This window comes from Fructilactobacillus carniphilus (assembly GCF_024029675.1).
GTDB classification, from domain to species: Bacteria; Bacillota; Bacilli; order Lactobacillales; family Lactobacillaceae; genus Fructilactobacillus; species Fructilactobacillus carniphilus.
In genome coordinates, this window is record NZ_CP097121.1 from 982934 (window position 1) to 1002712 (window position 19779).

General features: G+C 41.9%; 20 protein-coding genes, 2 tRNA genes and 1 CRISPR repeat array. Of the genes, 5 read left to right on the forward strand and 17 right to left on the reverse strand.

What is annotated here, in order from left to right; translation table 11 throughout:
• Positions 1-6 precede the first annotated feature (6 nt).
• The 4 genes from pstB to M3M37_RS05015 are packed head-to-tail and all read right to left on the reverse strand — an operon-like array spanning position 7 to position 3511.
• Entirely contained in the window at positions 7-795 is a 789-nt protein-coding gene (pstB, locus tag M3M37_RS05000; RefSeq protein ID WP_252794607.1) for a phosphate ABC transporter ATP-binding protein PstB, read from the reverse strand.
• Positions 796-810: 15 nt separating this feature from the next.
• The gene (gene pstA, locus M3M37_RS05005; protein WP_420842962.1) at positions 811-1713 is read right to left on the reverse strand and encodes a phosphate ABC transporter permease PstA; all 903 of its coding nucleotides are present in this window, start codon (positions 1711-1713) and stop codon (positions 811-813) included.
• A complete protein-coding gene (gene pstC / locus M3M37_RS05010; protein ID WP_252794608.1) occupies positions 1713-2633 on the reverse strand; it encodes a phosphate ABC transporter permease subunit PstC in 921 nt (306 codons plus the stop codon). The genes pstA and pstC overlap by 1 nt, the downstream gene beginning before the upstream one ends.
• An 11-nt stretch (positions 2634-2644) precedes the next feature.
• Positions 2645-3511, reverse strand: coding sequence for a phosphate ABC transporter substrate-binding protein (locus M3M37_RS05015; RefSeq protein ID WP_252794610.1), 867 nt, complete (start codon positions 3509-3511; stop codon positions 2645-2647).
• Between the two features lie 109 nt (positions 3512-3620).
• On the opposite strand from M3M37_RS05015, the gene M3M37_RS05020 reads away from it, so the two are divergent.
• Complete coding sequence (locus tag M3M37_RS05020) at positions 3621-4343, forward strand: response regulator transcription factor (protein WP_252794611.1); 723 nt, start codon at positions 3621-3623, stop codon at positions 4341-4343.
• Positions 4344-4360: 17 nt separating this feature from the next.
• Here M3M37_RS05020 and M3M37_RS05025 read toward each other — a convergent pair whose 3' ends face one another.
• Positions 4361-4813 (reverse strand): NUDIX hydrolase, encoded by a 453-nt coding sequence (locus M3M37_RS05025; RefSeq protein ID WP_252794613.1) that lies wholly within the window; start codon positions 4811-4813, stop codon positions 4361-4363.
• A 223-nt stretch (positions 4814-5036) separates the two neighbouring features.
• Here M3M37_RS05025 and M3M37_RS05030 point away from each other — a divergent pair.
• Positions 5037-5110 (forward strand) — tRNA-Asn (locus M3M37_RS05030).
• Positions 5111-5143: 33 nt separating this feature from the next.
• Positions 5144-5217 (forward strand) — tRNA-Asn (locus M3M37_RS05035).
• Positions 5218-5319: 102 nt separating this feature from the next.
• On the opposite strand, the gene M3M37_RS05040 is transcribed toward M3M37_RS05035, so the two are convergent.
• The 5 genes from M3M37_RS05040 to M3M37_RS05060 all read right to left on the reverse strand — a co-directional run bounded on the left by M3M37_RS05040 (position 5320) and on the right by M3M37_RS05060 (position 8760).
• Positions 5320-5994 carry an ABC transporter ATP-binding protein gene (locus M3M37_RS05040; protein ID WP_252794614.1) on the reverse strand — a complete coding sequence of 225 codons (675 nt, stop codon included), beginning with the start codon at positions 5992-5994 and terminating at the stop codon, positions 5320-5322.
• Between the two features lie 2 nt (positions 5995-5996).
• Positions 5997-7058 carry an ABC transporter permease gene (locus tag M3M37_RS05045; RefSeq protein ID WP_252794615.1) on the reverse strand — a complete coding sequence of 354 codons (1062 nt, stop codon included), beginning with the start codon at positions 7056-7058 and terminating at the stop codon, positions 5997-5999.
• A 12-nt stretch (positions 7059-7070) separates the two neighbouring features.
• Positions 7071-7577 (reverse strand): TetR/AcrR family transcriptional regulator, encoded by a 507-nt coding sequence (locus M3M37_RS05050; RefSeq protein WP_252794617.1) that lies wholly within the window; start codon positions 7575-7577, stop codon positions 7071-7073.
• Between the two features lie 119 nt (positions 7578-7696).
• Positions 7697-8338 carry an NAD(P)H-binding protein gene (locus M3M37_RS05055; protein ID WP_252794619.1) on the reverse strand — a complete coding sequence of 214 codons (642 nt, stop codon included), beginning with the start codon at positions 8336-8338 and terminating at the stop codon, positions 7697-7699.
• 14 nt (positions 8339-8352) lie between these two features.
• Positions 8353-8760: a hypothetical protein gene (locus M3M37_RS05060; RefSeq protein WP_252794620.1), complete on the reverse strand. Its 408-nt coding sequence runs from the start codon at positions 8758-8760 to the stop codon at positions 8353-8355.
• A 142-nt stretch (positions 8761-8902) separates the two neighbouring features.
• Between M3M37_RS05060 and M3M37_RS05065 the strand changes: the two genes are divergently transcribed.
• Entirely contained in the window at positions 8903-9145 is a 243-nt protein-coding gene (locus M3M37_RS05065; RefSeq protein ID WP_252794622.1) for a hypothetical protein, read from the forward strand.
• A 42-nt stretch (positions 9146-9187) separates the two neighbouring features.
• Here the strand turns inward: M3M37_RS05065 and M3M37_RS05070 are convergent, their stop codons facing one another.
• Together M3M37_RS05070 and M3M37_RS05075 are read right to left on the reverse strand one after the other, a co-directional pair.
• The gene (locus M3M37_RS05070) at positions 9188-9772 is read right to left on the reverse strand and encodes a LemA family protein (protein ID WP_252794624.1); all 585 of its coding nucleotides are present in this window, start codon (positions 9770-9772) and stop codon (positions 9188-9190) included.
• Between the two features lie 65 nt (positions 9773-9837).
• Positions 9838-11322, reverse strand: a complete 1485-nt coding sequence (locus M3M37_RS05075; protein ID WP_252794626.1) for a TPM domain-containing protein — start codon at positions 11320-11322, stop codon at positions 9838-9840.
• A 166-nt stretch (positions 11323-11488) separates the two neighbouring features.
• Between M3M37_RS05075 and M3M37_RS05080 the strand changes: the two genes are divergently transcribed.
• Positions 11489-12349 carry a hypothetical protein gene (locus M3M37_RS05080; RefSeq protein WP_252794628.1) on the forward strand — a complete coding sequence of 287 codons (861 nt, stop codon included), beginning with the start codon at positions 11489-11491 and terminating at the stop codon, positions 12347-12349.
• Positions 12350-12548: 199 nt separating this feature from the next.
• Positions 12549-13574: a CRISPR direct-repeat array (repeat unit 36 nt; unit sequence GTTCTTAATCTCATTGAAATGACATACTACTAAAAC).
• A 20-nt stretch (positions 13575-13594) separates the two neighbouring features.
• Here M3M37_RS05080 and csn2 read toward each other — a convergent pair.
• From csn2 to cas9 (M3M37_RS05105), 5 genes are all read right to left on the reverse strand, one after another.
• Positions 13595-14260 (reverse strand): type II-A CRISPR-associated protein Csn2, encoded by a 666-nt coding sequence (gene csn2 / locus M3M37_RS05085; protein ID WP_252794630.1) that lies wholly within the window; start codon positions 14258-14260, stop codon positions 13595-13597.
• Entirely contained in the window at positions 14257-14562 is a 306-nt protein-coding gene (gene cas2 / locus M3M37_RS05090) for a CRISPR-associated endonuclease Cas2 (protein ID WP_252794632.1), read from the reverse strand. The genes csn2 and cas2 overlap by 4 nt, the downstream gene beginning before the upstream one ends.
• Positions 14540-15445, reverse strand: a complete 906-nt coding sequence (cas1, locus tag M3M37_RS05095) for a type II CRISPR-associated endonuclease Cas1 (protein WP_252794634.1) — start codon at positions 15443-15445, stop codon at positions 14540-14542. The genes cas2 and cas1 overlap by 23 nt, the downstream gene beginning before the upstream one ends.
• Before the next feature lie 210 nt (positions 15446-15655).
• On the reverse strand, positions 15656-18562 hold the full coding sequence (gene cas9 / locus M3M37_RS05100; RefSeq protein WP_252794636.1) for a type II CRISPR RNA-guided endonuclease Cas9: 2907 nt from the start codon (positions 18560-18562) through the stop codon (positions 15656-15658).
• Complete coding sequence (gene cas9 / locus M3M37_RS05105; protein ID WP_252794638.1) at positions 18522-19691, reverse strand: type II CRISPR RNA-guided endonuclease Cas9; 1170 nt, start codon at positions 19689-19691, stop codon at positions 18522-18524. The genes cas9 (M3M37_RS05100) and cas9 (M3M37_RS05105) overlap by 41 nt, the downstream gene beginning before the upstream one ends.
• Between the last annotated feature and the right edge of the window lie 88 nt (positions 19692-19779).

A 19779-nucleotide genomic window follows, 5' to 3' on the forward strand; every position in this document is an offset into this window, starting at 1 on the left:
TCCTCCTTAGCCAAAGTGTCCCGAAATGTAATCTTCCGTCGCCTGCATCCGTGGATTTGTAAATAATTCTTCGGTCTGATTAAACTCAATCACGTGTCCGAGGTGAAAGAAGGCCGTAAAGTCACTCGCACGAGCTGCCTGCTGCATGTTATGGGTCACAATGATAATCGTGTAGTGCTGCTTTAATTCTTGTAAAGTCGTTTCAATCTTGCGGCTCGAAATCGGATCCAGAGCACTCGTCGGTTCATCCATTAACAAAATATCTGGTTTCACCGCAATCGCCCGCGCAATGCACAGCCGTTGCTGCTGCCCTCCGGATAAGGAAAGGGCACTTTGGTTGAGCTTATCCTTAACCTCGTCCCACAACGCTGCGCCCCTCAGACTTTGTTCAACTTGCTGATCAATGTCCTCCGTCATGCCATTTTCGCGGAGGGCAAACGCAATGTTTTCATAAATCGACTTGGCAAAGGGATTGGGGTGTTGAAAGACCATCCCGATGTTTTTGCGGACTTCATACACATTAATCTGAGCTTGATTGATATCTAATCCTTGGTACTCAATCGCCCCTTTCACAGTGGCCACGTTATCGTTTAAGCGATTTAAGCTCCGTAAAAAAGTCGATTTCCCGGATCCAGACGCCCCAATCAAAGCGGTAATCTGATTCTTCGGAAAGCGTAGGTTCGCATCAAACGTTGCCTGCTTGTTACCGTAAAAAACGTCCAGGTGCTTAGTTTCTAACGCAATCGGATCCGGAACCTTGGTTAAGTAGTGTTCCTCTAAGTTATAAGTTGCCACGGGGACTCCTTTCTCCTACTTGGTACCACTCATCTTGCGGTAACAGTAGTTCCCAAGATAACGCGATAACAGAATAATCAGTAAAATCACAATGATCAAAACGGCCGACGCTCCACTAGAAATCTGGTCCGCATCTGGTGTAATTCCGTCTGTGTTCAGCTTCCAAATGTGAACCGCCAAAGTTTCGGCGGGACGCATCGGATTCAGAAAGCTCGTGGGACTAAACGGATTCCAGTTACTGTAGCTAATTACCGGCGTACTTTGTCCCGCCGTAAAGATTAGGGCAGCGGCTTCTCCAAAAATTCGACCGGCACTTAAAATTACTCCGGTCACTAACCCGGGAACAGCAGCTGGCAAAATAATTTTAGTAATCGTTCGCCATTGTGACAGTCCCAGCGCCCAGCCCGCTTCTCGTTGTGAATGCGGTACAGCTGTGAGGGCTTCTTCCGTGTTTCTAGTTAGCAATGGAAGGTTCACAAACATTAACGCAAATGCTCCTGAAATAATGGAAAAGTCCAACTGGAATTTAATGACCAATACCAGGTAGCCAAACAGGCCGACCACAATCGAAGGCAATGAACTCAAGACTTCAATTAACGTCCGCACCGTACTGGTCAACCACGACGGTTTAGCAAATTCGGAGAGATAGATGCCGGCCCCGAGCGCTAACGGACACGAGATGACCAACGTAATTACTAGAATGTAAATCGAATTAAAGAGTTCATTGGCAATTCCTCCACCGGCGCCAAATTCCTTGGACGGTGAGGTCAAAAAGTGCCAGGAAACGTGGGGTACTCCAGTAATTAGGATGTAACCCAGTAAGGCAATTAAAATCAAGACCACGATTCCCACCATGCCTTTAATGCCCCATAAGGCCCAGCGGTTCGCTCGGTTTGCTTTAACAGTGCTTTCGTTCATTATTTCAGCTCCCCTCTTTTTCCAATCAATTTCACCAGTACGTTAAAGATGACGGACATCAACAGTAAAACCAGTGCTAAGGACCACAGAGCGTTATTGGGCAAGGTTCCCATGATGGTATCCCCCATTTGGGAGGTTAATTGGCTGGTCAACGTTGACGTAGGCGAAACCAAGTTGGTGGGTACAATTGCTGCGTTCCCAATCACCATTTGCACGGCCAGTGCTTCTCCAAAGGCCCGCGCCATTCCAAAAACCACGGCCGTCATAATTCCCGGTAAAGCTGCCCGTAAAATCACCTTGTAAATCGTTTGCCATCTCGTGGCTCCTAGCGCTAATGAAGCATTCCGATAGTAGCCAGGGACTTGTTTTAAACTATCAATCGTGAGGGAGGTAATCGTCGGTAGAATCATTACAAAGAGAACAATTGCGCCCGCTAATACCCCGAATCCAGTGCCGCCAAAGACCGTGCGGAGGGCCGGAACAATCACTACCAGGCCAACAAACCCATACACCACGGACGGAATTCCAACCAACAGTTCAATCACGGGTTGTAACATCCGAGCGCCCTTTTTTGGAGCCAGCTCCGTCATGTACACCGCTACGGCCACGGCAAAGGGCGTTGCAAAGAGCGCTGCCAACAGGGTCACCGCAAACGATGCCACAATCATGGCAAGCGCTCCTACTTCGGGTTTCCCATTAGCTCCCATTTGACCCGGATTCCAATCACTCTTCGTGAGAAAGTCCCAAACTGAAATATGGTTATCCGTAAAGGTTGCCAACCCATGAATGGCAATAAAGCCAATGATGGAAACCGTTAGAATCATAATAAAGCTGACACAAATGAAACTAATCCAACGTCCCCGCCGGTCTTGGCGAGTCGCTGCGCTTGGTTTCATTAATCGTTTTTGAATGTTATTCATGGCTTTCTCCTTTACTGTCGACCTGGTAAGACCCGATTATCCGGGGTCATGTGAACTTTCATGTCATGAACACTAACGTAACCAGCTTCTTTCACTAATTTCGCTTGTACCGGTTTTGACATCAGGTAGTTGACAAAAGCTTGGGTCGCCTTGCTCGGGTGTTTGGCAGTATACATGTGTTCGTATGACCAAATCCGCCATTTATTGGTGGTAATGTTAGCTGCCGTGGGCTCCACTCCGTCGACGCTCAATGTTTTAATCTGTTTGTTTAAATATGGAAGTGACAGATAACTAATCGTCCCCGGCGTGTTTTGGACAATCTTCTTCACGGTTCCATTTGAATCTTGTTCCTGGCTCTTCACCGGCTGTTGGCCCTTCAAGACCTTAGCTTCAAAAGTCTTGCGGGTTCCACTTCCCTGGGCCCGGTTAATCACGATAATCGGGAGGTCCTTACCACCGACTTCCTTCCAGTTTTTAATCTTTCCGGTAAAGATTTTTTCTAATTGTTGTTCCGTCAGGTTTTTAACCCCATTTTCTTCGTTAGCAACGGGAGCAATCCCGACCACAGCAACCTGATGATCTTTCAACTTGTTAGCATGGATTCCGTCCTTTTGCTCGGCAAAAATATCAGAATTTCCCACGTTGACCGCACCGGTTTCAGCTTGACTAAGTCCCGTTCCCGAGCCGCCCCCTTGGACGGTAACCGTATACTGTTTATGTTCAGTTTGAAAATCACTCCCGGCTTTTTGTACCAGGGGTTGCATCGCCGTCGAACCCACAGCCGTTACCGCATTTCCCTTGTTTTTCGTTCCGCAACCACTTAACAATAAAATGCCCGCCGCGGCTAAGCCCACGGGGATTAACTTGCCTAATCGCATAGGTGCCTCCCTCTTATTCATGTATTTCATTGCAAAACCAAGTATAATTAACCAATGTAAAGGTCCTGTGTGCTTTATGTAAAGATTATGTAAAAATTGAGGTGAGGGTGTGCAACACGTAACGTTAGTAACCAAACAACTCCGTTTAGCCATTGATTTAGGGCAAGCCTTTAATGATCATGATTTTTTTGTTGACACCGTTGACGATCCGACCCAAGTGGCTTCCGTAATGGAACAAAAACAGAGTGGCGGTTTGTTGTGGGATCTCACGGCGTTCCCACTGGACCAATTTGAAACCCAGTTGCACGAGTTCCGCCACATGAACCAGCTTCCCATTATCATTCTGGCTAATTCTCCGGAACTAGCCACCACTATTTTTCAAGCCGGTTTTGACGACTACGTGATTGCCCCGTGGGACGCATTCGAATTGTTAGCTCGGTTTGAGCAAAAGCACCAGCTTTATATGCAACTATCCCAAACCAAGTCCCCCCAATCACCTAAACGCCCTAATTTACGTTTTGATGACGTCGTGATTGACCGCCAAAAATACAAGGCCTTTAAACAAAATCAAGATTTGGGACTCACCCCTAAGGAATTAAAACTGCTTTTGTATCTAATCGAACATGCTCCCCAAGTTCTAAGTCGAGCCCAATTGCTGGAGGGCGTCTGGGGCGATCAATATGATATTTCTGAAACTTCTCGAATGGTCGACATTCACATTAGCCACCTTCGCGATAAAATTGAAGTTGACCCTAAGCATCCGAAACACATTAAGACGGTCCGCGGGTTTGGCTACCACTTTGTTGGTAATTACCAAATTAAAAAGAGCTGAACGGCTCAGCTCTTCTTTTACGCTAAATAATCAATAACCGCTTGGGCCATCTTTTCTGATTGATGATTAAAAAACGGTGGTAAGTCCGTCAACGGAAAGTAGCGCAAGGCACTCGTTTCCGCCGTTTGATGGTCCAGCAATTGACCACCCGTTTTGCGGACCAGAAAGAAATTAGTAATGCATTGCACCTCATCACCATTGGGGTACTTGAAACAATCGCCGTCAAAAACGTGTAAAAGTCGAATGGGTTCCACGTCTAAGCCAGAATCCTCTTTAAATTCCCGCTTTAAGGTTTCAACGATTCGTTCGCCGTATTCCATGTAACCCCCCGGAAAACACCAATCGTTTTTACCGGTCCGTTCCTGCAGTAGTACCTGATTTTGCTCGTTTAAAAGTGCTCCACTGGCCGTATTCAAAATTAACGGGCGATGCCCAACCAATTGGCGAAGCTCATGAATGTAATCTGCCATTAGAAAATTCTCCTTTTGCGCTAAGGTTGGTCTTAATTTAGACCTATTACAACTAAAAAGCAAGGATTAATTTATGAACATTTAATCCTCATTCAATTAAAATCATACGGATAACCGAATAATCAATTTTATTTAACAAAAAAAGGTTGTCAAACATGAACTTAGTTGCTAAAATATAGTTATTCGCTTGGGTAATTAGCAAGCGAATTTCAGTTTTTCTTATTGCTGTGTAGTTCAGTTGGTAGAAACACCTGACTGTTAATCAGGATGTCGCTGGTTCGAGCCCAGCCACAGCAGTTCCAGCAGTCGCTGGTTATCATTTTCACTTCTTGACGTGTAGTTCAGTTGGTAGAAACACCTGACTGTTAATCAGGATGTCGCTGGTTCGAGCCCAGCCACGTCAGTATTCTTTTCAAAGTTCTTCCCGTGGGAGGGCTTTTTGTTTATTCTAATTTCCCAATTAAAAAGGAGTTCCAACTAGCACAGTTGGAGCTCCTTTAGCTTTATTAACGTTGTTTGGTTAAGTTGCCATCCACTAGTTCATAAATGTGATCCGCGTAATCGTGCATCCGCTCGTCATGGGTCACGACCACGACCGCCCGGCCTTGCTGTTTGGCCGCGGAAGCCAATAGTTCACAAACCTTATAAACCCGTTTTTCGTCCAACGAGGCTGTCGGTTCATCGGCTAAAATAACAGCCGGTTGCGTGTACAGTCCGCGGGCGATCGCCACCCGCTGACTTTGTCCTCCAGATAGTTCAGCGGGGTATTGCTGCAACAGTTGACTCACATCCAGAGTTTGGAGGAGCTGATCAAACTGTTCTCCAGCTAGATTTCCTGTAGGTTTTACCTGATCAACCAGTTGGAACTGATCGTCAACTGTTAGAAACGGAACCAAAGTATGAGCCTGTAAGATGAAGCCAATTTTTTCTAACCGAAAATGATCCTGTTCTCGACTGCTAAGTTGGTTAACCTGGGTTCCATCTAGCCAGACCTCTCCGTCATCTGGATTCCGGAGCGCTCCCATAATTGTTAAAAGAGTACTTTTCCCAGATCCAGATGGTCCAGTAATGATCGTGACTTCCCCGGCGTTGCTGGTAAAATTCACGTTATCTAACACCCGATACCGATTTTCTTCCGTGCCAAAACTCTTGGTAATGTTCTTTAATTCAATGCTTGCCATCGTTATCCTCCAATCGCATCCGCTGGATCAATTCGTACAATTAACAGGGCTGGTAATAAGGCTCCCAACATGGAAGTTACCAGTAAGCCAGCCACCGTTCCTAACATAATCGGGAAACTAAAGGCGACTGGAACCGCACTCGGCAGTACCAGTAGGGTCCCGACGGTCAACAAGAAGCCAGCGCCAATTCCAGTTACCACTAAAATGAAGGTTTGCGCCATCGTTGCTTTCACTAACTTGCCGGCTGGAATTCCTTGGGCCCGTAAAACGGCATAGTTCGGTAATTTTTGCATCGTCAATATGTATAAAAAGACTGCAATAATAATCAGGGAAATAATCATCAAGAATCCAATCATCAGGGTAAAGGTCAACGTCTGGGCGGTGTAACCGGGGAGATTAGTAACCACCGTTTTCGTTGAGTATGAATGTAATTGGTTACTAGGAATCTGGAAGTCTGCTTTCTTACTTAGCACAGCACTCCCGGCAAAGCGATCATCGAGATTCCGAAGCGTATGCCACGTTGGTAATGATCCGTATACAACTGGAGCAATGTTAAACTTTGCATTTTTCACAAATCCAACAATTTGGTAACGTTCCTGAGATGAATTAAATTGCAACTTATCTTCCAAATGATACCCTGCTTGCTGGAACTTTTGGTCCACAACCACTTGATTTTGATTCCGTGCTTTATGACCGCTGGTTAACCGCAAGTCCCTAGCCACGTACTGGTTCGGATCGATTCCCATAAATTGGGAAGAAATCTTTTCGTGTTTTCCGGTGGCTACAACCGGTACTGACCCAATCACAGCTTCCTGTTTCGGATTCAAGTGCACCTTGTCTAAATCACTCTTCATGATTAAGGACTGTCCCACATTCACGTTAGAATTCTTATTCAAGACAATTCGCGTGGGGTTCCAACTCTTAATCGCCTGGGTATTTTGAGACGCCAGCCCTACCGCTAAGCTGGTTAAAATGAAAATCAAATAACTAATCAAAAGAATCATCGTCATGATTAGTCCATAACGTAATTTGGAATACTTAATTTCCTTGAGTGCTAAAAACATGTTGTTCCCTCCTTAGTGAAATAATTGTTGTAAAACCCGCTCCAGCCTTTCTAAATACTGGGTTTGCTGGTCGGGATTCAAGAGAATCTCTTTAATACTCTGATGCACGAGCACCGAACTAGCCCACTCCAATTCCGTCGGCGTCCGCGGCGAAATGTCAGTGGGTAACAAGTACTGATTGCGTTGGTAATAGAGCCGCATGAACTCGCGGTACTCACTCCGATTACTTTCGGAAACGAATTGTTCCACCATCCGGACGATTCCTGTAACGTCCGTGGCAGATGCTCCCTGTTTAAACGGCGCGTGCAAGCTGGACATTACCTGGCCAAACTCATACCGATAAGCATCGGAAATATCGTTGAAGTATTTATAAAACGAACCACGCGAAATTTCGGCGTCATCAACAATCCGGGCGACCTGGGCCTCTGCAAGGGAATAAACTGAAAATTCTTTTAGTAAGGCGGCGTTAACCCGTTCCTTCTTTGCAGCTGGCAATTTTTCAAATGTACTGGTGGGCATTTTGTTTCCTCCTTTTGCTAACTTTATTTACAAATAATTTACCACGATGGTGACACCGTGTCAACATTTTTGCAAACTAAAAATCAGATTACAACTCACAATCTGATTTTTAGGCAATTTTAGTAAAACGTGGGTTTGTCGTACCGATCCGAACCGGGTTCGTAAATCCCAATTGAAGCGCGTTGATAATCATTGGCCCCACTCTTAATCAAATGAGTTAAGAAATTCGCAACGGCGGTTCGCGTTACCTGAACTCCTGGCTGCGGCTCCCCTGGTTCCGTAATCACGTAGTCTTTTTTACGAGGGTCGTTGTATAACCACGTCATCCGGAGATAGGTGTAGTCTAAATCACTATTTTCAATCGCATGGAAACCATCGGCAACGGCTGCTAACAAGCCACCGCCCATGCGGCGATTCCATTCCCCAAACTTACCGGGAACTTCATTTTCCACTCCGATGGCTCCGGTCACGATTAACCGACTTACTCCAGCTTGATCCATTGCCTTGATAACGCTGTTAGCCATCCGTTCGTCTGGTGAAGTAGCCAACAAGACAAGATCTTCCCCTCGCATAGTAGCCGCTAATTTATTAACATCGTTAACGTCTAAGTCCACTAAATTTTCTCGTTCGGCATCAGTAATCGTCAACCGGGAGTCTGCTTCCCGAGCTACTAAGGTTAATTGATCGTCAGTTTCTGTCATTAGGTTTTGGGTTACCAGTTCCGCAATCTGTCCAGCAGCCGCTAAAATTGTTACTCGCATGGAATCATCCTCCTTTAGTTAGCCAGCGTGCGATCTGGATCGTTAAGAACTTCAAACTGCCGCTGGGTTAAATCTATGGTACCACTCCCTAAGATTGGTACTCCACTAATTTTAGCTAACTTGTAGTTGGCATAGACGACTACCTGCAACTGTAAATTATGCTTGCGTTGGTGAATCACGTAGCGGTAGTTTTCCTGGGCATCTTTGGGAACCGGCACATGCTTAACGGAATGATACTTGTTATCCGTTAGCTGCCGCAGTTTTCCCAATTTGTTGGTATGCTGCAATAAGTGACCCTTGGCATCATAAACCTTTACGTAGTCATGACCCTGATCGGTGAAGGAAAAATTCCGACACCCGGTCAACGTTACTAACAATAAACAGCTCGCGATGAGCAGGATCCATCTCCTAGTTTGTTTCATGTTCTGCCTCCTCGTAAGCTTGAATTTAATCCGATTATAGTTGATTCTAATTGTTTAAAAAAGGGGGACAAAACCAATATTCAGCAAGTTCTATTTATGGTATCTTAGGACTAACCTAATTATGTTTTTAAAAGGAGAGTTTATGCCTATTTTTTCCAATGCATCTCATTACGAAAAGCTGAAACCCGGTTTAGCCCAACGGGATGGTCACAAACACCTAGTGGCCTTTAAACTGAGTGGCTTTAACTTTTTCTTTGACAAAGATACCAATCAGGTCATTGAAGAAGTCATGAGTGGCATGCAGTACGATGGTTACGAAATTCTGGATACCAACATTGCCAGTCTAAATTACTATAAATGCCTCATGACGATTACTTACCAGTAAACTAAAAGAAGCACAATTCCTCGTGGAATTTGTGCTTCTTTTTTATTTATCCGTATTTAAATTAATCTTGGGTGCCTTTTGGGCGTTGGAATCAGCCTTAAACTCATCGTACGGCTTTAGTCCCTTCATGTTCGCAATCACATTTCCAGGAAAGACCGCAATCTTAGTGTTGTAGGCAGTAACATCTTGGTTATAGTCCCGTCGTGCTTGACTAACTCGGTTTTCACTACCTTCAATCTGAGTCATTAACTCTGAAACTTGGTTGGAACTCGCCAGGGTCGGATAGTTTTCCTGAACCGCGTTTAACAAGACGTTTGTTTGCTTGTCCATGTTTTGCACGGCCTGATTCTTGTCTTTCAAGTTTTTCGCATTTGCATATTGATTCCGGGAAGCGGCAATTTCACCAAAAATCTTTTGTTCGTTCTTCATGGAACCCTGTAACGTGCTCACTAATTGCGGGGTTAAATCGGCCCGTCGTTGAAGTTGCACTTCCAAATTTCCTTGGTCCTGCTTAATCTGTTGCTGGCTGCGGACAAAGCCGTTACTAGTTGAAATTAGCCATCCGCCCAAGATTACTACGACTACGGCGATAATCCCCGTAACCACGTATCCTTTTTTCAGTTTCATGTTGTTTCCTCCATGTTTAAAGTTCGGCATTCCTATTTCCACATTATACCGGCTTTGCGGTTGGGTTACCACCCGCTAGAGTCGCCACCACCGCCGTCAAATCCGCCGGAATCGCCGCCAAATCCATCACCAAAGAATCCTCCAGAATTATCACCGCCACTGTCAAAGAAACCGGAGTCATTCCCGCCTCCAAATGAGGAACCGCTACCCCAGTGGTCATCATGATGGTCGCGATTCGAAAACATGGAACCTAACAACCCGGCAACGGCTCCCCACAACAACATCCGACTGATATTGCCGCCGTTATAAATCTGGTTCACTCGTCTACTACTCATCCGATTGACGTAACTAGAGTAAGACCCGGTGGCCCCCTTGTTCTGCATTCGTTGCTGCATTTGGGGATCGGTTTGCATGAAATTAATCAGCATGTGCCGCCGGAATTGGTCCGCAATGGTGGCTTCCACTGCCGAGTAATCAGCGCCCGTCTCAATGTAGCTTTGGACGGCATCGGTTCCCAGTAACGCAACGATGAAAACCTCGGTATCATCCGGATAATTCTGTTGCTTGAGGTATTGCAAGGCTACTTGTTTTACCTTCTGTTCACGGGTCGCCTTTTCGTGTTCATATTGTGTAACTTGTTGCTGGTAATCCGTCACGGCTACGGGTCCCTTCGCTAGATTAGGAAAGAAAACCACCTTGTTAATGCCATGCAACTTCAAACTTTCTTCGTTAAAGGCCTGCCATAACGTCTCGGAAGCCGGCCGTTTTTGCTTAGCCGTCAGATTATCAACTATTCGATTAATTAAAACCTCATCGGTAGTTGGCAGCTGTTGCTTTTGCAGAAAGTCAATCACCTTGCGATCATAGGACTTACGGCTGTAATGACGCCGTCCCTTCAGAGAAAAGACCAACGCCCCGATTCCAACTAGAACTAATAGCAACGCCACAAATACGAGATTTTTGTGCTGTTCTGCTTGATCCGCCCGGTTAGTCCGGGTGCGGGCTTGTTGTTGCTGTACTTGGCTCGGGGTATAAATGTTACTTTGCTGTTGTTTTAACCGTTGAGCCACCAAATTACTAATCGTTTGCACTGCCTGGTCGTAATTTTGTTGGTGCAAACTACTTTGCACTTGTTGGTTGGTGAAAATTTGAGAAACAGCGCCATCGGGGAGCGCGCCCTGTAATCCGGTTCCCACTTCTAAACGAGCTTCGTGTTGGCCTGGCTTAACATTAACAACTAATAAAACTCCATTGTGCCAACCAGCTCGGCCTAGTTTTAACCGACGGGCTTGATCAATGGCATAGTCATCAATGTTTTGCTGTTTAGGTAATCCATTTTTCGTAATCACCGCATATTGCGGTTTCCCTTTAATTTGGCGCAGCTGATTTTGGTTTAGGTCATCGACCATTTGCAAGGTGTTTTCCGAAAGTACTCCGGCATCGTCATTCACAAAGGTACTCTGGTGGTCCGCAGCATGGACCCCGGTCACCAGTAACATTAACCCAAGCATTAGGGTAGCCAAAAAGCCTAGAAATCGCGTTTTCTTCATGGATAAGTTATCCTCAATTCTGTGCGTTTAATCTGCATAGCGCTATTCTCTTATAGTCCTTGACCCCTGTCAATTAATCTTAACCACCGTCGTAAGTCGTTGGGACCACTTTCTGCTCGTGTTTTCCGTATAATGGTCATACTACTACCGAAAGCGAGGTATCCACATGGACGTGGCAGTTTTAGAAAGTCTAGCTTTACAAGCTGGAAAACTAGCCCTCTTTTTAATCGTCGTTCTGATTGCCTGGCCCCTCGTGGTGGGTTGGCTCACTTCACATTTAGCCCGCGTGGTGCAACGCACCCTTGTGGTCAACTTCAGCGAACGTGCCCAGTACTGGGTCGGTGGTCTCGGTGTCATTATCCACGAACTAGGCCACCTCATTTTTGCATTACTCTTCATGCATCGGATTAGTTCCTTTAAACTACTAAACCTGTCGGGCAATCACGATGGTTCCCTCGGAAGCGTGGCTTCTAATTATAATCCGCGAAATTGGTACCAAGCGGTCGGAAATTTCTTCATCGGCTTGGCGCCCATGTTAAGTGGCATCTTTGTTTTGACGTTACTCATCCAGCTCCTGTGTCACCCAGACTACACACCAGTGGGAGCTCCAGAATTCATTAATCAACAGCAGCCATTGCTCTCTTATGCTCAATTTGCTGGCCAAACCACCCAAACTTGGCTGGGAGAAACTGTAACTGCTTTTTTATCCAGCTCCTGGTGGCAACAAGTTTTATTACTGTTATTAATTGGAACCATTAGCACAACTGCATTTAGTCTCTCCCCTGCTGATTTGAAGAGTTCCTGGCAAGGCGCAAAGGTCTACCTGTTCCTCGTGATTATCATCAGTATTGTGATTACCGGCATTAAACTAATCCATCCCGCTTTTGGTCAATCGCTAGATCAATTTGTCCTGTTAACCGGGGTAGTGTGGCTGGTGCTGCTGATTTTAATCTGTATCTGTCTCTTGATTAGTTGGATTGAGTTGCTAGTGATTGCGTTCCCATTACGACTAATTAAACAACGCTAAAAATAATTTTATTTAATTTTTAAGACTTATTTATGTAATAATAGGGATGCTAATCTTATTTAATACCATTTTGATCTTCATAATATTATAATTTTCTCCTAAATTACAACATAATTGATACGTTATAACCTAATAATAAAAATAAGATTAGTAATGAAAAGGCAAGCCCAACTGGACCTGCCTTTTTTCCATTTGTGGAATAATTTAGCTCTTTGAAATGACATACTACTAAAGCGTGACACCAAGGTCTGATTTTCGAACATAGGTTCTTAATCTCATTGAAATGACATACTACTAAAACTTAGCATGATACTTATTCCACGTAGATTTCGTTCTTAATCTCATTGAAATGACATACTACTAAAACATGTCGATAGTCATAACTACTGGGGCGTTAGTTCTTAATCTCATTGAAATGACATACTACTAAAACCCCGCCAGACAAATCTTTGGATTAATAGTCGTTCTTAATCTCATTGAAATGACATACTACTAAAACGATGGCTGTGACTTCTCCGGTGGAGCTGGAGTTCTTAATCTCATTGAAATGACATACTACTAAAACCGATTAATTAATGTAACATCTTGCCGGAATGTTCTTAATCTCATTGAAATGACATACTACTAAAACATAAAGGTAAGCCTGCTGTTCTTGATCCTAGTTCTTAATCTCATTGAAATGACATACTACTAAAACATAAAGGTAAGCCTGCTGTTCTTGATCCTAGTTCTTAATCTCATTGAAATGACATACTACTAAAACATAAAGGTAAGCCTGCTGTTCTTGATCCTAGTTCTTAATCTCATTGAAATGACATACTACTAAAACAACAAGCATGGTCTACTATTCTTTCGTTAAGTTCTTAATCTCATTGAAATGACATACTACTAAAACTAATGAGATTGACATAGGTTTCATAGTTCTGTTCTTAATCTCATTGAAATGACATACTACTAAAACGTAAACTTTTGGTCACCGTACGTGCCAAATGTTCTTAATCTCATTGAAATGACATACTACTAAAACAACTAGACGGTGTAAAATCAACTTTTTTGTGTTCTTAATCTCATTGAAATGACATACTACTAAAACAAGCGTCTACTTCTCGATTAATTGATGATAGTTCTTAATCTCATTGAAATGACATACTACTAAAACAACGAGGTTGATGACTATTTAGATGACGATGTTCTTAATCTCATTGAAATGACATACTACTAAAACCGTCTGTAATATTTTATTAATCAGCGTTCAAAGATAATAAAATCTTTATCAACGCTGTAATAACAGCATTCTTCCAGCAATTGGGAGTATGGTTGCCAGGAAAAATCTAATAGTAAGACATGCAATTCCAACCGTTTAATCAATTTAAATATCTGAATTTGTTGCTCTTCATCCAAATAATTGAATAAATCATTAAGAACAATTAATTTTTTAGAATTAAATTTGTGATATAAGTTAAGAACTTCCTTAATTATATCATATGGAGAAGATAGCGAATTATCCAAAAAATTAACCCCACAGTATTTATATTGTCGCTTTAAGTCCCATTCATCATCAACTGTCATAGGAAAATCTTCCAAGTAAGATGAACCTAAGAAAATGCTCTTCATTTCTCGATCTAGCTGATAAAGTCGTTGGCGCTCTTTCTCATTTAGATTCTCCAAAATTTCCTTTTCCATCTTAAGTTTAAAGGGCTGGAAAATATCTAAGTTTGTGACAATGTTGCCTAAAAAATCAAGATTATTGTTAATATCTAATTTTTCATCAGCTTCACTTAAAACTAAATCTTCATTTCTTTGAATCCCTATCATTAAGTCACTGTAAAAAGATTGGTTATTAGTACGAATGATAGTTGGAATTCCAGCTTTAATCTCAAATGGAGCATGTGGATACAATGTAATTTTCATATTACGACCGTCCGATCTGAAGTATTTCGCACGTCATCCTTTTGATCCCCAACCAAGAAATGCATACCATTATACTGCTTTTCAGTTACAGTTAAGGTTTGAATCAACCCTCTTGGTGGTAAAAAAGTTTTAATCCGATTTTCGGTAAAATGTGCTGATTGTTTCGTAACACAAACGCGTGCGTACACCGAATACTGAATCATTAAAAAGCCTTCATTAATTAATTCTTTGCGAAATTTTCGATAATTTCGTTTGTCTTCGCTAGTATCAACAGGTAAATCAAACATTACGATTAAGCGCATGATCCGATATCTCATCTCCTAATTCCACCTCTACTTTGGCTGTTTCACGTTCTCCATTTAAATAACTAATGCAGTTAGTTACGTGGGTCCTCAACGCGTTCCGTAAAATGGTATTCTTGCCGTTAAATTTCAACTCTAAATTCAATAAATCAACTAGCTGAATTTTAATTTCTGGCGTCAGTTCATTAATATTTTGTTCACTAACCCACCAATCGATAATCGGTCGGAACGGTTCCATTAGATCTGACCCTAAATTAAACTGATTTTCATCATTATGATGATGAATTCCTAGCTGGGTTAAACAACCAGTGGCCACAATGTTTCGATTAATAAATGACAATAAGATTGAATAACCATAGTTCAAAGCTGCGTTAGCCGGCTGAAAATTACGGCGTTCAAAACCGGCTTCAAATAGTAACGGAAAATATTTGCGCGCCACAACTGCTTCCCGATTGCTGATATCATTGACCTCAATTTTATGAAATTCATAATCTAATTCGCTAGTATCAATTTGTTGTTTTTGCAACACCGTAATTTGCATTTGAATCTTAGCAGTTACTAACCAGGTCCAAAGCATTTCTTTACGAGCAACATCCCAATCAAATTGTTGTTGTAACAACGATACACTCCGATTATTAGGTAAATAATCAACGGTTTCACAAACCGGCTCTCCTGTATCGTCCGAAAAAATCACTTTAACTGATGCTCGAGCCAATTCACTGACGGCCCGAGCTGTAATGACTGCTTGGGTTGTACTAATCAAAAGAACCTCGATATCATCAATCGGAATTTCATTGATGTTCTGATTCGTTTGCACAATAATTCGTCGTCCCGAGTAAGAAATTTTTGCGTGCTGGGTCACTACAATACTTCTCCATCCCATCTGTTTCCCTCCTTGACTTTCATCGAAAAAGTCGTTATATTTATTTTGTTGGTTGGGAAGCCAACGATTTTTAATCTCATTGAAATGACATACTGAGTTAAAATCAAACAATGCCTCTGGCTGAGTTTATCCTTGTGAGCCCTTAAGGGCCATACATAGTAGAAAAGGGAAGCTATCATCTGATAGCCTCCCTTTTTTGTTACATAAGCTCTACAAATCAGAAATTTTAACTTTGCGTGAGAATAATCCGGTTGGTGATTGATAAATAAATTCGGTTTCAGGGTCAAATTTCAAACCAGCTTTTAACGAGAATAATCCAAAATATTTTGGCAATCCAACCTTAGAAACATCCGTATACGGGGCATTGGCGTGTAACCCAATCAACAAATCATCAATAATGCTTCTCATCTCTTCTAAGTCAGATAATTCATCAAAGGTAGCTTTAGCGGCTTCGTTATTACTAAAATCGTAAGCTTTAAAGTATTTCTCACCATTATCAACAATTTCGTTAAAGACAAACACTAATTCATCATGATTAACGTTATTTAAGTTGGAATTTAAAATTTGCATTGATTTGTCCGACAAAACCAACTGTTGTGCATTATGACGATATTGTTTACTAGCTAAGGTAAATAGCGATTCATTTTCTGATACCAGTTGATTGATGTACACCTTATTCTTAACTACCTGATATTCACTTACTTTGCCATTTTTACCAGTAAATTGGGAACGTACTGATTTATCAACCATCTCGTCAAATGACATTCCTTGCTGTTGCCATACTAGATTAGCTAACGGGACGTTAGACAGTCGATACTCGGTCTTTTTCCCTTTGGTAACTTTAACCAAGACCATGAAAGCAGCTGTTTTACTAGTATATCCACCATAAATATCGCTAGGACGATTGTTCTTGGGATTAATTAACTTCCTTGGTTTCTTCATCTTTTTATCATGAGACGGGGCAGGGAAAACTGTTTGCTTATATAAATTACCATGATTAGTTTCCAGTTCCTTTGTTACCAGAATTTTCTTTAGCTGGTATACCTTACGCATATAGCCCAGTAGTTGATCCGAGTCATTTTTAATCGTTCCATCTTCAGCAACTGCATGCTCTTTCTCAAAGCGATACAAAAAGTTAAACTGCTTAAAGTCTTTAATTCCAGCTTTAGCAAAGTCACCATACACGAGATATGGTTTTAACTTCGGGTATTGTTGCAATAACCAGTTGCCGACGAATGCTGACAAGTAAGCATCAAAAGCATGATGATAATCGTTGACGTTCCGATTTTTATAGAATTTAAACTTGGTTCGCATGTGATGGGTTAAATCTGCTTTAATCGTCACGATGTTAGTTTGCTTATCATTTCCATACTGATCATGCAAAATTTCTGCCACTAGCTTAATGACCTGTCTAGTTTCCACTAACTGCCGGTTAATGAACCGTCCTTGATTATTGAATTTGCTAATCTTATCCGGCGTTAACGTTAAATTATTGTATTTCTTCCAAGTCATTAGTCCATGTTCACGGAGCGTGTTCCAATATCCTTTCATCCTAGGACCAAAAATTTCACCTGGTAATTGATCAGCTTTCTTAGCTCGATTATTACTTTGTGAAGTTAAAATCCGATTATCTAATGAATTATCAAGAATAAACGATTGGGGCAAGATGTGATCAATATCATACTGAGAAAGACGATCAATGTCCAAAGGTTCCCCTGAATAGAGGTCTTTTCCACCTTGCACAAAGTATAAATACAAACGATCATTAAATTGCACTTTGTCTTTGATTTTATCTTTTAATTCATCCTGAACGGATTCGCTAACTTCATCCTTGGCTTTTTCAAACATTTGGTTTAATTGCCGAGAACGTGAATTAATCAAGCGATGATCATTCCGATCCTCACGAGCAAATTCAATCATGATATTAGCAGGCGCGTGCCCCATGGCCTTTTCAATGTCATCAACTACTAACAGTACCTGACGAATGGCCTTTTTATTCTGTGGGGAGGTATATAAATCAGCAATTACATCTGAAACGTTTTGTTTGTCTAATTTTTCTCCGTTAAATTCCTGGATTGCTTTTTTAAATCCGTCATCTGCCAGCGTTTCCATTAAATTTTGTTGGGTATTCCACAAGACGTCAATGACCCGTTCGCCATTAGCGTTGGTAATCCCAGCTAACAGTTGTTTTGATAAACGTCCCCAACCTTGGTACCGGTGTTTAGACAGCCGGTCTTTTTGCGTTGGTGTGAGCCAGCTAATTGTATCTAATTTCAACTTAAAAATGTGTTCATCTTCAAAAATCGTGGACCATTCAATAATCCGTTCCAAATCCGCTTGCCGGTTAGGATTATCAATTTGAGCTCCAAAAATAGCTTTAAAGTCATTATAAGTACTTAATGTATTGTTAACGTTCTTCTGGTCCGTGGTTCCAGAAAGATAGGCATCCGTACTAAACCAACTTTGCGCTTGCATAAAATCATTAAGCCGTTTCAAAGAAACCCGTTTGTGTTTCTTGTATACCTGATTAAAAATTGCTTGTTTATAATCGGGAGATAACGCTAATTTGTTTCCATTTACGTTAACCTTTAACTTATTCAACTCATTTAAAACCGTAAATTCTTGGTACAACAAACTATTCTTCGGTAAAACTGGAGCCCCAATCAAATAGGTATCAGTCGCGGTCATCCGTTTAATAAAATTAGTGGCTGAAGCTGTTTTATCAACTTTTTCTTCAAAATTCCAGGGCTTAATTTCACCTTGTTCTTTGCGTTTCATCCAGGCAAATTTACCATTATCTTCGCTAACTTGGTCAGGATCAACCATCGGACCAACATAATAAGGAACCCGGAAAGAAATTAAAGCATCTAAATGGTCTTTTTGCTCTAATAACCATGGGTAATAGCGACCCTGGTTCTCAATAATAGCATCCAGTTCTTGTTGTTGCAGTTGGTACGGAATCGCTCCATTATCCTTAGAACGTTGCTTGGGCATAAATTGCTCTTTAGCAATCTCCGTTTTAATTTGCGTAGCCAGATCCGAATCATCTAGTTGCTTTTCCACCCGCTTCGCAAATTCATCCCACGGAATTTTTTTTATAACTACTAATTTCTCCATCAACGTAATCAGCATAGGCCTGCTTTAATGCTTTGGCTGGTTGTTTCTTTCCGGCTTGTTTTAGTTGCTCCGCCATTCGTTTTAATCGACTTAAATCATGACAATGTTGCTTATAGCGACCCATCATGGCAGCGGAAACACTTTCATACATCGACCCATCTTCTGAATTTTGTAAAATTCCCGCTAGATCAACTGCAAAGTAGAGTTTTTGGAGAATTGCTAAGATTTCTTGGTCTTCATCCGTAATTTGTGAACCTAGATCCGCAATTTTATCGTCAAAATCATCGCTATTAAAAGTTAAAGAAAATTCCTTAGCGTTAGCAGCAGCTTGAATTCCAAAGATAACGTTAAACTTAGCTTTCAAACCCAGAATGGCTTTCAGTAACTCAGTTGCAACTTTTTTATTAGCCTGATTTTGATCTTTATCTCCTTTAACAAAAATCTCTCCAGCGATTTGTTTTTGTCGATCACTTTTAGACAATTTTTTGTCAGTCAACGTTGCAACCCATTGATTCACTCCGGTCGTTTTTAACTCTAGACCATCCCGTTGTTTCATGGCAAAAATCTCATTTAATTGACTAAAAGCTGACGCTAAATCAATTTCTCCACCCTTAAACTTATCAGCATCCGCCTTATTTAAAAAGTGCCCCCGATATTTAATCAAGTGGTGAACGGCTAAGTAAATTAACCGCACATCAAACTTTTGGTCCTCTGTAGCCAAATCATGCCGTAAATGATAAATAGTGGGATATTGATGATGGTAATCCTGATCAGTAAAATCAGGATCATCAAATAAAATATTGCCCGCAAATTCTTGTTTTTTAGTGGGATCTAATGGAGAAACACTCGATTGACGTAACCGAGGGTAAAAGCTTTGATCCACCTCCGCAATCGGAGCATCAAAAATTTCATCTAATAACCGCAAGCGCCATTTTCTGCGTGATAAACGCCGCCGGGTCGTTCGAAACCCACGGCGATCAGCAGCAGATTGTCCTTCACTAAACAAGCGAGCTCCGATTCCATAGTGTCCCTTTACAGAAATCAAACGATTATTTTCATCGGTAATCGCCCACCCAATCGAACTCGTGCCAATGTCTAAACCTAGGTTATAGGGTACATCTTTTTTCATAATGGCCTCCTAGTTAAATAATAATATTATTATATCATTATTCGAAAAACAAAATTGCCCATTTAACTCCCCTGTTTAGAAGTTAATC